Annotated in this window: 13 protein-coding genes; 6 read left to right on the top strand and 7 right to left on the bottom strand. The window is 62.9% G+C overall.

The genetic code is table 11. The features are described 5' to 3' along the window. The first annotated feature begins 105 nt into the window (after positions 1–105). Together FZI91_RS14060 and glgX are read left to right on the top strand one after the other, a co-directional pair. Complete coding sequence (locus tag FZI91_RS14060; RefSeq protein ID WP_155940070.1) at positions 106–2,286, top strand: acyltransferase family protein; 2,181 nt, start codon at positions 106–108, stop codon at positions 2,284–2,286. A 38-nt stretch (positions 2,287–2,324) separates the two neighbouring features. Continuing rightward, positions 2,325–4,466 (top strand): glycogen debranching protein GlgX, encoded by a 2,142-nt coding sequence (gene glgX / locus FZI91_RS14055; protein WP_155939637.1) that lies wholly within the window; start codon positions 2,325–2,327, stop codon positions 4,464–4,466. A gap of 110 nt (positions 4,467–4,576) precedes the next feature. On the opposite strand, the gene ilvA is transcribed toward glgX, so the two are convergent. The 3 genes from ilvA to FZI91_RS14040 are packed head-to-tail and all read right to left on the bottom strand — an operon-like array spanning position 4,577 to position 7,432. Further along, entirely contained in the window at positions 4,577–5,818 is a 1,242-nt protein-coding gene (gene ilvA, locus FZI91_RS14050) for a threonine ammonia-lyase IlvA (protein WP_162526475.1), read from the bottom strand. 17 nt (positions 5,819–5,835) lie between these two features. Then, on the bottom strand, positions 5,836–6,273 hold the full coding sequence (locus FZI91_RS14045) for a nitroreductase family deazaflavin-dependent oxidoreductase (protein WP_155939635.1): 438 nt from the start codon (positions 6,271–6,273) through the stop codon (positions 5,836–5,838). A 22-nt stretch (positions 6,274–6,295) separates the two neighbouring features. Next, on the bottom strand, positions 6,296–7,432 hold the full coding sequence (locus FZI91_RS14040) for a hypothetical protein (RefSeq protein ID WP_162526470.1): 1,137 nt from the start codon (positions 7,430–7,432) through the stop codon (positions 6,296–6,298). A gap of 84 nt (positions 7,433–7,516) precedes the next feature. On the opposite strand from FZI91_RS14040, the gene FZI91_RS14035 reads away from it, so the two are divergent. The 3 genes from FZI91_RS14035 (at position 7,517) to FZI91_RS14025 (ending at position 9,273) form a co-directional block, all read left to right on the top strand. Next, the gene (locus tag FZI91_RS14035; RefSeq protein WP_155939633.1) at positions 7,517–7,723 is read left to right on the top strand and encodes a hypothetical protein; all 207 of its coding nucleotides are present in this window, start codon (positions 7,517–7,519) and stop codon (positions 7,721–7,723) included. A gap of 87 nt (positions 7,724–7,810) precedes the next feature. Then, positions 7,811–8,500: a hypothetical protein gene (locus FZI91_RS14030; protein ID WP_239001884.1), complete on the top strand. Its 690-nt coding sequence runs from the start codon at positions 7,811–7,813 to the stop codon at positions 8,498–8,500. A gap of 2 nt (positions 8,501–8,502) precedes the next feature. After that, complete coding sequence (locus FZI91_RS14025) at positions 8,503–9,273, top strand: DUF6498-containing protein (protein ID WP_162526471.1); 771 nt, start codon at positions 8,503–8,505, stop codon at positions 9,271–9,273. A gap of 1 nt (position 9,274) precedes the next feature. Here the strand turns inward: FZI91_RS14025 and dnaE are convergent, their stop codons facing one another. The 4 genes from dnaE to FZI91_RS14005 all read right to left on the bottom strand — a co-directional run bounded on the left by dnaE (position 9,275) and on the right by FZI91_RS14005 (position 14,444). Continuing rightward, positions 9,275–12,832, bottom strand: a complete 3,558-nt coding sequence (dnaE, locus tag FZI91_RS14020; RefSeq protein WP_162526472.1) for a DNA polymerase III subunit alpha — start codon at positions 12,830–12,832, stop codon at positions 9,275–9,277. Between the two features lie 149 nt (positions 12,833–12,981). Beyond that, complete coding sequence (locus FZI91_RS14015; RefSeq protein WP_162526473.1) at positions 12,982–13,419, bottom strand: lipoprotein LpqH; 438 nt, start codon at positions 13,417–13,419, stop codon at positions 12,982–12,984. A gap of 122 nt (positions 13,420–13,541) precedes the next feature. Then, positions 13,542–14,081 (bottom strand): lipoprotein LpqH, encoded by a 540-nt coding sequence (locus FZI91_RS14010; RefSeq protein ID WP_155939630.1) that lies wholly within the window; start codon positions 14,079–14,081, stop codon positions 13,542–13,544. A gap of 60 nt (positions 14,082–14,141) precedes the next feature. Continuing rightward, positions 14,142–14,444: a lipoprotein LpqH gene (locus tag FZI91_RS14005; protein ID WP_313884538.1), complete on the bottom strand. Its 303-nt coding sequence runs from the start codon at positions 14,442–14,444 to the stop codon at positions 14,142–14,144. Positions 14,445–14,481: 37 nt separating this feature from the next. Here FZI91_RS14005 and FZI91_RS23975 point away from each other — a divergent pair, with 37 nt between their 5' ends. Continuing rightward, on the top strand, positions 14,482–14,688 hold the full coding sequence (locus FZI91_RS23975; RefSeq protein ID WP_243733999.1) for a hypothetical protein: 207 nt from the start codon (positions 14,482–14,484) through the stop codon (positions 14,686–14,688). Positions 14,689–14,770 lie beyond the last annotated feature (82 nt).

The raw sequence follows: 14,770 nt of genomic DNA, 5'->3' as shown, positions 1-14,770 counted from the left end.
AGCCTGTCATAGGCGCCCAACGCATGGCGATTCGCCTCATCTGTACACGCCGTCGGCGCGCAACTGACAAGACTCTCGGCAACCATGGGTACATTGGGGGCGAAAATGTTCTTCGTCTCAGCAACCAAACCCGTGACCGAGCCCGAGGTGCCTTCCGCCGCGGCGATGGACGCCACCCCAAAACCAAAGACCGACAAGGGGTTTCATCGCTACGATCTTGATGGCCTGCGCGGGGTGGCAATCTTTCTCGTCGCGGTATTTCATGTGTGGTTCGGCCGCGTATCAGGCGGAGTTGACGTTTTCTTAACCCTCTCGGGCTTTTTCTACGGCAGCAAGCTACTTCGCACAGCGACCACACAGGGAACATCGCTCAATCCGCTGCCGGTATTGAAACGACTGGTCCGGCGCCTACTCCCCGCGCTGATCCTGGTGTTGGCAGCCTGTGCGGTGTTCACCGTTCTGGTGCAGCCAGAAACCAGGTGGGAGACATTCGCCGAACAGAGCCTGGCCAGCCTGGGCTACTACCAGAACTGGGAGTTGGCCAACACCGCCGCCGACTACCTGGCCGCCAGCGAGTCGGTGAGCCCACTGCAGCATCTGTGGTCGATGTCGGTGCAGGGACAGTTCTACGTCGGCTTCTTAGCGCTGGTCTATCTGCTGGCCGTCATTCTGCGCAAACCGCTCGGTCGGTACATGCGCCCCGTGCTGATTACCGTGATTACCGGCCTGACCATCGCTTCCTTTGTGTACGCGATCTACGCCCATCTCGACTTCCAGTCCATCGCGTACTACGACACCTTCGCGCGGGCCTGGGAGCTGTTGCTGGGCGTGCTGGTGGGGGCGTTCGTGGCGCGCACCCGGTGGCCGATGTGGCTCCGTCAGGTGCTCAGCATCGTGGCCCTCGCGGCCATTCTGTCCTGCGGCGCGCTCATCAACGGGGTGCGCGAGTTCCCGGGCCCACTGGCACTGGTGCCCGTCCTGGCCACGCTGATCCTCATCCTGTCGGCCGCGCACCTGCCCGCGGACACTGCCCCGCCGGTGGTCAATCGGTTCCTCGCCACCCGGCCGCCGGTCGAGCTGGGGGCGTTGGCCTACTCGCTGTACCTGTGGCACTGGCCGCTGTTGGTGTATTGGCTCGTCTTCAGCGGCCAGCCCAAGGTCACGCTATGGGAGGGCGCCGCCATTCTCGGAGTGTCGCTGGCGCTGGCATACCTGACGAACAAATACGTCGAGACTCCCCTGCGCTATCCGAGGGTCTCGCCCAAGTCCGCCACCATGTGGGTCAGGCTGCGGCGCCCCACGCTGGCACTGGGTACGGCAATCGTCTTGATGGCGGTCGCGTTGACCGCCACCTCGTTCACCTGGCTTGAACACGTCACCGTGCAGCGCTCCAACGGTAAGGAATTGTCCGGTCTGCGCCCGCGCGACTACCCGGGTGCCGGAGCACTGCTGTACGGCGACCGGGTACCAGACCTGCCGATGCGGCCCACGACCCTGGAAGCCTCCGACGATCTGCCGATCACCACCGAACAGGACTGCATCAGCGATTTCCGGAACCGCGCGGTGATCAGCTGTACGTACGGCAATCCGCATGCCAAGCGCACCATCGCCCTGGCCGGTGGGTCACATGCCGAACATTGGATCACTGCGCTAGACGTACTGGGGCGTCAGCACAACTTCAAGATCACCACCTATTTGAAGATGGGCTGCCCGCTCAGCACCGAAGAGGTCCCCCGCATTGCCGGGTCCAACGACCCCTACCCGGACTGCAAGAAGTGGGTCGATGAGGTCATGTCGCGGATCATCACAGAACACCCCGACTACGTCTTCACCACGACCACCCGTCCGCGCTCGGCCTTCGGTAACGGTGATGTGATGCCGGACAGCTATCTGGGAATCTGGACCGCCTTCGACGAGGCAGGGATCCCCGTGCTGGGGATGCGCGACACCCCCTGGCTCATCGACAAGGACGGCACCACCTACACCGCGGCCGATTGCATCTCCGCGGGCGGAAACTCCGATTCGTGCGCCATGGATCGCAACCGCGCGCTCGATGACGTGAATCCCACGCTGGCCATCGCAAACCAGTTCCCGTTGCTGAAGATCCTCGATATGACCCGCGCGGTGTGCCGGCCCGACAAGTGCCGCGCGGTCGAAGGAAATGTATTGGTGTATCACGATTCTCACCACATCTCGGCGACATACATGCGCACCATGACCAAGGAGCTGGGGCGGCAGATCGCCGTGGCCACCGGATGGTGGCGTCCCGTTCCCCCGGGCCAGTGATGCGCGCGATCGCGGCGATTGACCGATAGGGTCTATGCATGACCCTGCCACCACTTCAGGTATGGCCGGGAAGCCCTTATCCGCTCGGTGCAACCTATGACGGAGCGGGCACCAACTTCTCGTTGTTCTCCGAAGTCGCCACCGCCGTCGAGCTGTGCCTAATCGCCAAGGACGGTACCGAAACCCGGGTGCCACTCGACGAGGTCGACGGTTACGTCTGGCACTGCTACCTGCCGACCATCTCCCCTGGCCAACGCTACGGATTCCGGGTCCACGGCCCGTGGGATCCAGAGAATGGGCACCGCTGCGACCCGAGCAAGGTGCTCCTCGACCCATACGGCAAGGCCTTCCACGGCGACTTCGACTATGGATCCGGCGATGCCCCGCCGCTGCTCTCCTACCAGATCGATCCGCTAGACACCGAGTTGCTCGTCGCTCGAAACTCTCTGGGACACACCATGACCACCGTCGTCATCAACCCGTACTTCGACTGGGGCTCGGATCGCCAGCCACGCACCCCGTATCACGAAACGGTGATCTACGAGGCCCACGTCAAGGGCATGACGCAGACACATCCCGGCGTTCCCGAGGAGCTCCGGGGCACCTATGCCGGCTTGGCGCATCCGGTGGTGATCGACCATCTTCATTCGCTGGGCGTCACCGCCATCGAACTGATGCCCGTGCACCAGTTCTTCCACGACATCCGACTGGTGGGTCTCGGACTGCGAAATTATTGGGGGTACAACACTTTCGGATACCTGGCTCCACATGCCGGGTACGCATCCTCACCGCATGCCGGCGGCGCCGTCGCCGAGTTCAAGGCGATGGTGCGCGCCCTGCACGAGGCGGGCATCGAGGTCATCCTGGACGTCGTCTACAACCACACCGCCGAAGGCGATCACCTTGGTCCGACGCTGGGCTTCCGCGGTATCGACAACCGCGCCTACTACAAGCTCAACGACGAGAACCTCGCCCGATACACCGACTACACCGGCACCGGGAACAGTCTCAACGCCCGTAACCCGCACACGCTGCAGCTCATCATGGACTCGCTGCGCTACTGGGTCACCGAAATGCATGTGGACGGGTTCCGCTTCGACTTGGCCTCCACCCTGGCCCGTGAACTACACGATGTCGATCGACTCTCGGCGTTCTTCGACCTGGTGCAGCAGGATCCGATCGTCAGCCAGGTCAAGCTGATCGCCGAGCCTTGGGATATCGGCGAGGGCGGGTACCAGGTCGGCAACTTCCCCGGGCTCTGGACCGAGTGGAACGGCAAGTACCGCGACACCGTCCGCGACTACTGGCGCGGGCAGCCCGCCACACTCGGGGAGTTCGCATCCCGGCTCACCGGCTCCTCCGACCTGTACGAGGCCACCGGACGTCGACCCAGTGCGAGCATCAACTTCGTCACCGCACACGACGGCTTCACCCTGCGAGACCTGGTCTCGTACGACGAAAAGCACAACGAGGCCAACGGCGAGAACAACCAGGACGGCGAGAGCTACAACCGCTCCTGGAACTGCGGAGTGGAAGGTCCCACCGAGGACCCGGAGATTCTTGCGCTGCGGGCACGTCAAACTCGCAACATTCTGGCGACCCTGGTGTTGAGCCAGGGCACGCCCATGCTGTCGCACGGCGACGAGATCGGTCGGACCCAGCTGGGCAACAACAACGTCTACTGCCAGGATTCACCGCTGTCCTGGATGGACTGGGAACACGCCCAGACCAACACAGACCTGCTGCAGTTCGCAAGAACCGTGATCGCACTGCGCAAGAAGCACCCAGTGTTTCGGCGCCGCCGGTTCTTCGCAGGACGTCCGATCCGCGAGGGCGAGGAGGTCCGCGACATTGCCTGGCTGACACCCGCCGGAGAAGAGATGACCACCGCGGACTGGGACAGCGGGTTCGGCAAAAGCCTGGCAGTCTTCCTCAACGGCGATGCGATCCCCGAGCCCAATGCGCGCGGTGAGCGCGTGTCCGGCGACTCGTTCCTATTGTGTTTCAACGCCTATGACGAACCGCTGGACTTCGTGACACCCGATGGTGACTACGCGACCCAGTGGACCGCGGTGCTCGACACCGCCGAGCCGACCGGCAGTTGCTCGGCGATTGTCGATGCAGGCAAGAGCGTGCGGGTGCAGGACCGAGCGCTCGTCGTACTGCGCAAGAGCGGTTAGTAGTCCGGTTTCCTGACGCCGAGCGTGCGGATTTCGGTGGTTTTTAGCGATTTCTCACCGTAAACCGCACTCTCGGCACGTTATCGGTGGTTGGCGGCACGCCGCGCGATCTACGTCAGGTACCGGAAGGCCGCCGAATCCGGTTCCAGCCGTTCGATATCCAGGTCGGAATCGTTCATTCGCTCCACCAAACCGTCCAGGTCGTCGGCGTAGCTGAGCTCGATGCCCACCAGCGCGGCACCCATCTCACGGTTGTTCCGCTTGACGTACTCAAACAGCGTGATGTCGTCGTTCGGCCCCAGGATGTCGCCGAGGAATCGGCGCAGCGCGCCGGGTTCCTGCGGGAAGTCCACCAGGAAATAGTGCTTGAGCCCGAGATGCACCAGCGAGCGTTCCAGGATCTCGCCGTATCGCGAAACATCGTTATTACCACCGGAAATCAGACACACCACGGTCGATCCCGGTTCGATCTGCATCTGCGACAGCGCGGCGACCGACAGCGCACCAGCGGGCTCGGCGATGATGCCCTCGTTCTGGTACAGCTCCAGCATCGTGGTGCATACGGCGCCCTCGGAGACCGTCATCATGCTGACGGCATCTCCCGCGGCCGCCAGCACCTGGTGGGTCAATGTCCCGGCAACCCGCACGGATGCGCCGTCCACGAAATGGTCGACATGGTCCAGTGGCACCGGCTTTCCGGCCTTCAGTGCCGCGGCCATGCATGCGGCCCCCGCAGGTTCCACGCCGACGATCCGCACCGATGGCGCACGCTCTTGCAGGTATGTGGTGATCCCGGCGGCACATCCACCGCCTCCGACGGGTACCACCACTACGTCCGGCACCGTGTCGAGTTGATCCAGGATCTCGGCGGCGATGGTGCCCTGCCCCGCGATGGTCCGCACGTCATCAAACGGTGGGACCAACGTGGCACCGGTGCGTTCGACATCATTGATCGCAGCCTCGGCTGCTTCATCGTATCCGTGGCCCACAGCGATCAGCTCCACAAATCCATTGCCGTGGTAGGTGATTCGTTGCCGCTTCTGCTTCGGCGTCTTACTGGGAATGTAGACCCGGCCGTGCACACCCATCGACTTGCAGGCCAGCGCGAAACCCTGTGCGTGGTTGCCGGCGCTGGAGCACACCACGCCGGCGGCCTTTTCCTCGTCGCTGAGTTGCATCAGCAGATTGAAGGCTCCGCGCAGCTTGTACGACCGAACCGATTGCAGGTCTTCGCGTTTGAGGTACACATTGGCACCGGTGAGCGCCGAGAGCCGGTCGGCATGCTGCACAGGGGTCGGATGGATTACCTCATCGATGCGCTTGGCCGCGGCGTCGATATCGGCGGCGGTCACCACCGTCTGGCCGGTACTCAAGAGACAGGCGTCAGTACGAAAACCGGGATCTGACGGTCGGTCTTGGTCTGGTATTCCGCATACGGCGGGTAGGCCTCGACGGCGCGATCCCACCACTGCGTCTTCTCGTCGCCAACCACCTCACGCGCTTGGTAATCCTTGGTGACACTGCCGTCCTGCAGCTCGACGAGCGGGTTTTCCTTCACGTTGTAGTACCAGACGGGGTGCTTGGGCGCGCCGCCGAGCGAGGCCACGATGGCGTACTCGCCGTCGTGCTCGACTCGCATCAGGGCGATCTTGCGCAGCTTGCCGGACTTGGCACCCAGCGAGGTCAACAGGATGACCGGCATGTCCGCGATGGTGGTGCCGTCGGTGGTCCCACTCTCGATAATCGTGGCCACCTGCTTCTGGGACCAATCGACTCCGCTGGGTTCGTATTCACCGGTTAATGGCATGCCGACAACTGTATCGCTCCGCCTACCTGGGATTCACCCCGATTACGCCGAACACCGGTGAGGCGATCTGCGCTCGTGTCTTGTGGAAGATCAGATACAGGCTGCCCCAGGTGTATTTCTCGACGGGCTCGAGCACCAGGCTCATATCGGGATCCAATGGTGCGACATAAATCGCCGGTCCCGAATCGAGGTCGTGCCATGTGCCGTCGTGCTGGCGCTGCCAGATATCCATTGAGCGGTCGCGGAACGGAACGGTCGATGACTGCTTGGGGTATTCACGAATCCGGAACGCGATCGTCAGCGTGCCGTGGGTGTCCCACCACAGAGTGCGAATGGACGCCGCAATGGTGTGGTCTGCGTCGGGCGCTGGTTGCGGCGGTCCCGATTTGTCGATACGGCCGGTGTCCAGGTCGATGACCGTGACGTCGACCTCCGAATCGAAGTCGAACCGGCCGAACTTCACGAAGCTTTGGAAGGCGAGCTTGTTTCCGTCCGGGCTCGGTGTTGGCATCTGGCCCGGGAACAGCGTGGCGGAGGCCACCTGGCGCGCCGGTCCGTCGCCTTCCACTGCGAGAATGGAGTAGCCAGTCAGTATCGGATGCGACGTCTGTGGGATGCGCTGCGTTGGGCGCTTCAGCAAGATTTGAGGTCCGCGTACCCCGATCACTGCGGTGTCCGTTCCCCACTCCCCGGCCTCAAGGACGGGCAGGTCCACCTGCCGCTGCACCGCGGGTTGGGCGTCGGGGTCTGCGAGATCCAGCGCCATGATCCGGTTTGGCTCGTCAAACCAGGTCACGTTGCTACCGAAGCCCGGCCGAACCAAAGCGCAGCCGCACCGCACGGCACGGGTAGCTCCGGACTGGATATCGATCGCCGCCAGGTTCTCGCCCGCCTGGGTGTAGACAAACCGGGCATCGCTCGTCAATGCGGGCGCTGACGGTGGACTAGACCACCAGTCCCTGATCTGAATCGGCGCGCGAGCGACGGCGCCTCCGGCGCGCTCTAACACCAGCTCCTTGTCCGTGACGTATGCGAACGTCGGCGGCCCCGACGGGACTGGCGTCGTCGAGGTCTGCGTGTCGCGGTGTCCACAGGACACCAACAGCGCTAGGACCAGGCAAATGTTCAGAACTCGTCGCAACAGGCTCCCCTCCTGCACCAAAAGTACCAAGAGGCTTGTTCTGTTGCCCGCGATCTGAGTGTTCGGTTGACCGAACTTCCCTGTAAGGCCTATCCTGCTTTTATGACGACCTTCGAGCGCGCGGCACATGAGGTGCGGTCGGTGGACGTCGCCGGGGCGGCGTGGCCCGTCTACAAGCTCTCCGCGTTGGGTGCCGGTGCGGCGGTGTTTGTGATTGCGCTGCTGCTGGTGGCCTCGATGTCAACGGCCGTGCTCGCGGCTGCCGCCGTGGCCAGCTTCGTCTGGCTCACAGGCTCGCTCATTCACTGAGCGAAACCCCACCCCGGGGTGTAATAAATCCCCATGTCTTCTGACGGATCACACAGCGGTCACCGCGTGGAGCGACTTGCTCATGAGATGACCGAGGATGTCCTGGCGGCCGAGAAGCATCTTCCGTCATGGCTGCGTCCGGGAGCGCCCGAGAGCCGGATACCGGTTCTCCTCGCACTCATCGCCGCTATTGGCCTCCAGCTGGCCATCCCCGCACAGTTCAATCTGACACCGCGGTGGCCACTGCCCGTCCTTGAGTCCGCGCTGTTGATTGTGCTGGTGGTCCTCAATCCGATCAGGCTCACTCGCTCGACCACCCTCGGACGATGGGCCACTTATCTCCTGATCGCCGCGATCACCGTGGACAACACCACCTCGGCGGCATTGCTGGATTACCGAATCGTGTCTGGCCAAATGGGCGACAACCCACGGGTACTTCTCGGCAGCGGATTGGCGATCTTCATTACCAACGTGATCGTCTTCGGCATGTGGTACTGGGAGTTCGACCGCGGTGGGCCCTTCGCGCGCCACACCACCGAGCGGCCACACCCCGACTTCATGTTTCCGCAGATGGCCAATCCTGAACTCGCACCTCCGAACTGGCGCCCGAAGTTCCCCGACTATCTGTACGTGAGTTTTACCAACGTGGTGGCGTTCTCCCCGACCGACACCATGCCGATGTCGCGGTGGGCGAAGATGCTGATGACGCTGCAATCAATGGTGGCCCTCTCCACCGTCGCGCTGGTGCTTGCCCGCGCCGTCAACATTCTGAGCTAGCAGTGAATCGGATCCTTCATCTGGTGGCGATGATCGCCGTCAATGCCATTCCGCTGACCGGCTGGTTCGTCGGAGGATGGACGGCCGGCACCACACTTTTGGTCTATTGGTTCGAGACCGTAGTGGCATCCCTGTTCATCGCGCAGCGGGCCGTGCTGCACAAACGGTGGAATCCGCGCCGTGGACACTTCAAGTACCAGGGACCCGGTCCGGGCCCCTCCACTCAAACATCGTTCGTTGGGGGGTTCCTTTTCTCGACCCTCGTCTTTTCGGCCGCGCACGGATTCTTCCTCGGAATGATCCTGTTTCTACTCCATCACAACGGCCAAGGAGCATTGATCGGAATCGACTGGCGCAGTGTGGGAATCGGATGCATACAGGTGTTCGTGGTGCTGGCCGTCGACTTCCTGGTTGATCTACGCGGACTGCGCAGCTGGTCGTTCTGGCAGCTCGAGGTGATGGCCAGTCGCGGCTTCTTACGGGTGGCCGTCGTACACCTCACCCTGATCTTCGGCATGTTCGCGGTCGCCGCAACCGATGCGCCCTCCGCACTATTCGGGGTCTTCGTCGTTCTCAAGACCATGTATTCGCTCAGCACCGCATTGCCGCAATGGGAACCGGACGTGCCGCCCCGCTGGCTCAGCGGAGCAATGAATCGCATCCCCAGCGTGCGCCCGGGGTTGACGTTCGAGCAACAGTGGGCCAAGGACCGTTCCGACGAAGCCGAGCGGCGCGAACGCAATGAGCAGCCGTGGACGGGCGCCCGGCGCTAGGTCAGCCGCCCAGGCAGCCCGGCCCGAGCAGCGCCTTGAGATCACCCATCAACGCCGATGACGGCGTCACTCTCAGCGTCTGATCCAGTTCCAGGGTGGTGACGCGCTCGCCACTGATCAAGCGCAAATGAACCTGGTTGGTGCCGGGATGGCGTGCCAGCACCTGCTTGAGCGCGGTGACCTTGTCGATGGTGCACTGCCGCGTCGGCATGGTCACCGCGACCGGACGGTCATCGGCGGCCTGCGAAAAGTCTGGCACCACAAGATCATTAGCGATCAGGGAGATACGGTCATCCCGAATCGCCACCTTCGCGCTGACCAGCACCACCGCGTCATCGGCGATCTCCGCGCCGTACACCGAGTAAGACTGCGGGAAGAAGAGCACCTCGATACCACCGGTGAGATCTTCCAACTGCGCAGACGCCCAGGGCATTCCGTTCTTATTCACGCGACGGTTCACCGAGGCCAGGATGCCACCCACCCGCACCTGGGTGTCGTTGGCGATATCACCTTCGAGGATCGTGGGGATCTGGGTGTCGGTCTGACGGCCCAGCAGGTGCGCTACCCCGTTGAGCGGATGCCCGGACACGTACAGCCCCAGCATCTCTCGCTCCAGAGCCAGCTTGTGCTTCTCTTCCCACTCGTCGTCGGGGACCTTGATAGCGAAGACAGAAGAGGCATCGGTGTCGTCGTCGCCAGCACCCCCAAACAGGTCGAACTGCCCCATCGCTTCGGCCTTCTTGGTGCCGAGGACCGAGTCGACGGCATCGGACTGCACCAGGAACAGCCCCTTGCGCGAATGCCCCAGGGAATCAAAGGCTCCCGCCTTCACCAGCGATTCCGTGACCTTCTTGTTGCAGGCCGCGATGTCGATCTTGTGCAGATAATCAGAGAAATCGGTGAAGTTGCCTTTGGATTCCCGCGTCGCGATCAGCGACTGCACCACATTGGCGCCGACGTTGCGCACACCGCCAAGCCCGTAGCGGATGTCCTCCCCCACCGAGGCGAAGTTGTGCACCGACTCGTTGACATCCGGCGGCAGCACCGTGATCCCCAGCCTGCGACAATCGGCGAGGTAGATCGCCGCTTTGTCCTTGTCATCACCCACCGAGGTGAGCAGGCCGGCCATGTACTCGCCCGGGTAGTTGGCCTTGAGGTACGCGGTCCAGAAGGACACCAGGCCGTACCCGGCGGCGTGCGACTTGTTGAACGCGTACCCGGCGAACGGAAGAATGGTGTCCCACAACGCCTTCACGGCCTTTTCCGAGAAGCCGTTGTTGGTCATGCCCTCGTAGAAGCCCTTGTACTCGGCCTCCAGCACTTCAAGTTTCTTCTTACCCATGGCCTTTCGGAGCGCATCGGCCTTACCCATCGAGTACGAGGCGACCTTCTGGGCGATGAACATGATCTGCTCTTGGTAGACGATCAGGCCGTAGGTCTCGGACAGGATCTCCTTGAGCGGCTCCTCTAGTTCAGGATGGATCGGCTTGATCGGCTGGCGACCGTTCTTGCGGTCGGCGTAATCGTTGTGCGCGTTCATGCCCATCGGGCCGGGGCGATACAGCGCCAGCACCGCCACGATGTCGTTGAACCCGGTAGGTTGCATACGGCGCAGCAGGTCACGCATGGGTCCGCCGTCGAGCTGGAATACGCCGAGAGTGTCACCGCGGGAAAGCAATTCGTATGTCGCCGCGTCCTCTAGCGGCAGATGGTCCAGGTCCAGGTCGACGCCGCGGTTGGCCTTGATGTTGTCCAGCGCGTCGCCGATGACGGTGAGGTTGCGCAGGCCCAGGAAGTCCATCTTCAACAGACCGATGGCCTCACACGACGGGTAGTCCCAGCCGGTGATGATGGCGCCGTCCTGCGCCCTGCGCCACAGCGGGATCGCCTCGGTGAGCGGCTCCGAACTCATGATGACCGCACAGGCATGTACGCCTGCGTTGCGGATCAACCCTTCCAGGCCGCGCGCGGTCTGGAAGATGGTGCGCACATCCGGATCGGTGTCGATCAGGGTGCGTACCTCGGCGGCTTCCTTGTACCGCTCATGTTCCGGATCAGTGATACCCCACACCGGGATGTCCTTGGCCATGATGGGCGGGGGCAGCGCCTTGGTGATGCGGTCGGCGATCGCGAAACCGGGCTGGCCGTAGTGGATTCGCGCCGAATCCTTCAGGGCCGCCTTAGTCTTGATGGTGCCGAAGGTGATGACCTGTGCAACCTTGTCGCTGCCCCATTTATCGGTGGCATAGCGGACCATCTCACCGCGGCGGCGGTCGTCAAAGTCGATATCGATATCGGGCGCCGACGGGCGTTCCGGGTTGAGGAAGCGCTCGAAGAGCAGTCCATGCGGGATCGGGTCGATGTTGGTGATTCCGAGCGAGTATGCGACGAGCGAACCCGCGGCAGAACCACGGCCCGGGCCAACACGGATGCCAACCTCCTTGGCATGCGCGACAAGGTCGCCGACGACGAGAAAGTATGCAGGGAAACCCTTTTGCTTGATGACGTCGAGCTCGAAGTGAGCGCGGGTGAAGTACTCCTCGGGCACTCCGCCGGCGATGCCGTGGAAACGTCGCTCCAGACCGCGATCGACTTCCTTACGCAGCCAGGAGTCTTGGTCCTCCCCCTCGGGCACGGGGAAAACCGGCATCCGGTCCTTAAAGCTCCAGACGTCGGTGTAGGGCTGGATGCGCTCAGCGATCAGCAGCGTGTTGTCGCAGGCGCCGGGAACCGAGTCGTCCCACAGGTCGCGCATCTCGGAGGCGGGCTTGAGGTAGTACCCGTCACCATCGAACTTGAACCGGGTGGGATCGGACATGGTCTTGCCGGTCTGCACGCACAGCAACGCCTCGTGGTTGTGGGCATGGTCCTTGGTGACGTAGTGACAGTCGTTGGTGGCCAGCGGCGGGATGCCCAGCTTCTTGCCCACCTCGAGCAGACCCTCCCGAACTCGCCGCTCGATGGACAGCCCGTGGTCCATCAGCTCCAGGAAGAAGTTCTCCCTGCCGAAGATCTCCTGCCACCTGGCGGCGGCGGCAACAGCCTCATCCTCCTGTCCGAGGCGCAGCCTGGTCTGTACCTCGCCGGAAGGGCAACCGGTGGTGGCGATGATGCCGCTGGAGTGCTCGGCGATGAGCTCGGCATCCATCCGGGCCCACTTGCCCAGCTGGCCCTCGAAGGAGGCCAGCGAGGACAGCTTGAACAGATTTCGCAGCCCCGTCGCGTTCTCGGCGACCATCGTCATGTGGGTATAGGAGCCCGAGCCCGACACGTCGTCGGACTTCTGGCCGGGATCGCCCCAGAACACGCGCTTGGTGTCGAACCGCGACGCCGGGGCGATGTAGGCCTCGATACCGATGATCGGGGTGACGCCGATATCGGTGGCGACGTTGTAGAACTCGCTGGCGCCGTACATGTTCCCGTGGTCGGTCATGCCCACGGCGGTCATGCCCAGGCGCTCAACCTCGGCAAGCATCGGCTTGATCTTCGCCGCACCGTCGAGCATCGAGTACTCGGTGTGGTTGTGCAGGTGCACGAACGAAGAATTCGAGGAGCTCACACGTGCCTTTCGTACCGACCATGACGGTCGTCAATCGTTAGAGAGGTCAGTTTATGGGCACGGTCCGACAGCCCCGGGCGTGTCGGGGGTGTGTCGCCCAGCTCATCCAGCTACCCGGTTCACACGGGTCACAAAAGCCCCGTCAGCAACTATCGGGACCGGTCCCACCCTTCCGGGCAGGTGACATCCACCGTGAATTCGAAGTCGTATTCCATCCCGCTATCTCTTAGCGCAGTTCCCGAACCCGCCAGCACGTAACCGCCCTGCTTCTTCGTCACCGTGACATTCCCGTTTGAGCCATCTCCTTTGGCAAGGAGCGTCAGCCCATCGACGTTGCGGATGTTCACATATTCCACCTGCGGCGCCAAGGGCTTATTCAAATACGAGCCGATATGACCACCGCCGCCACCGCCGACCTCAATCGCGAAATTCGAGGACGAGCCACCCCTGAACCGGCATTCAACGGGGCCTGTGAGACTCGAAACCTGGCCGCCCAACGTAATCTTGGCGCTCCCACCTGAACCCATTAATGCATTCGGTGGCAAACCGACCTGAGCTCTAGGCGCGTTATTGGCGGTCGCTGCCACGTGTGACGTGGTACTCCTGACGACATCAGCGGTCTGCGAGTCTTTGGCCGAACTGCATCCCGACAGCGCAGTGCCCAGCACCATGGCTCCGGTGACCACGTAACGCCACATATCTGGCAGGCCTATTCCGCGGGGCAGGTGGCGTCGATGGTGAAGGGCACGTCGGTGACGGTATCCATCTTCTCAATGTCGACGCGCTGGCCCTCACCGGTCACGACGTAGTTATCGCCCGTCTTGACGACTTTCACGCCACTTCCGTCGGCCACGCTGACGATGATGTTGCGAGAAATTATCCCCACCGATTTCGCTTTCGGTGACGATCCCTTGGTCAGCTGAACAGCGACATACGCAACCTTCGGGTCGCTACCGATTGCTAGGTAGAACTCAGTCTCAAGGGCCGGGCAGGACACCGGGCCGGTGAGTTTGGAAACCTCGCCGTCGACCGTGATCTTGGCCTTGCCCTCCGGCGCAATCGAGTCGGGGGAACCACCAATCGCGTTGGGGGCCCGCCTCAGCGTATAGCCCGGCACGTTCGTGGCCGCGGCGACGGCGCTGGTAGCCGCACTGGTGACCTGCGCAGCGCTCGACGTGTCCTTGGCCGAACCGCAACCCGTCAGGGCGATGGCAAGAACCGCAGCTCCGGCTATAACAGAACGCAACATGAAGCCCCCTCAGACCTTCGGGCACCGCGCCGGCGCCACAGTGAGCACCACGGTAGCCGGTCAGTACGCGCCGCCACCCGCCTTTGGACAGGTGACGTCCATCGTGATCGCCATCTGTTTGGGCGTGACTCCGTCTCCCCCCGTCCCCTCCCCCTTGATGGTGTAACCGTCCGCGGTCTTGCTCGCCGTACCACTCCCGGCGAACTCGCCACCGAGGAGAAATAGGGTTCCCGCGTCATTCAGCACCACATCCGTCACCTTCAGCTCTGACCCGTCGAGTAGCCGCGCGGCGGCAAAACTTGCACCCGGTGCCATGCCTCCGACCAAAATGGTGATTTCATTCCCGCTGACCCCGCACTGCACCGGCCCGGTAAGTTCCGCGGCCTTTCCATCAACAGTTATGTCCGCCTTCGGCTTTGGCGCCAACGAGTCCGGACCCGCGCTTCTCGTCTCCCGATCCGTTGCCTCGTTGGGCAGGGCGCGCTTCGCGGCCGCCGCGACGCTCGTGGCCGCGCTCGTCATCTCCTCCGGACTTTTCGATGCCTTCTCCGAGGCACCACACCCGCCCAAGGCCACCGCCAGAACCGCACTTCCGGTAATCGCGTAACGCAACATCGAGCCCCCTCGATCGTTCGGCACCCCACTGCGCCGATCAATCCCACGGTATCGCGGCGTCGTGTCCTGGTGAA

Origin of the sequence: Mycobacteroides sp. CBMA 271, assembly GCF_009729205.1 — a bacterium.
Taxonomy (GTDB): Bacteria; Actinomycetota; Actinomycetes; order Mycobacteriales; family Mycobacteriaceae; genus Mycobacterium.
Note: the sequence above shows the minus strand (reverse complement) of the source record. Positions and strands in the feature narration are given on the sequence as shown.

Coding starts and splice junctions, on each gene's coding strand:
- FZI91_RS14030 (WP_239001884.1), top strand. CDS start 7,811: ATGACCGAGGATGTCCTGGCGGCCGAGAAGCATCTTCCGTCATGGCTG.
- FZI91_RS14045 (WP_155939635.1), bottom strand. CDS start 6,273: ATGCCATTAACCGGTGAATACGAACCCAGCGGAGTCGATTGGTCCCAG.
- FZI91_RS14010 (WP_155939630.1), bottom strand. CDS start 14,081: ATGTTGCGTTCTGTTATAGCCGGAGCTGCGGTTCTTGCCATCGCCCTG.
- FZI91_RS14060 (WP_155940070.1), top strand. CDS start 106: ATGTTCTTCGTCTCAGCAACCAAACCCGTGACCGAGCCCGAGGTGCCT.
- FZI91_RS23975 (WP_243733999.1), top strand. CDS start 14,482: ATGTCCGCCTTCGGCTTTGGCGCCAACGAGTCCGGACCCGCGCTTCTC.
- glgX (WP_155939637.1), top strand. CDS start 2,325: ATGACCCTGCCACCACTTCAGGTATGGCCGGGAAGCCCTTATCCGCTC.
- FZI91_RS14035 (WP_155939633.1), top strand. CDS start 7,517: ATGACGACCTTCGAGCGCGCGGCACATGAGGTGCGGTCGGTGGACGTC.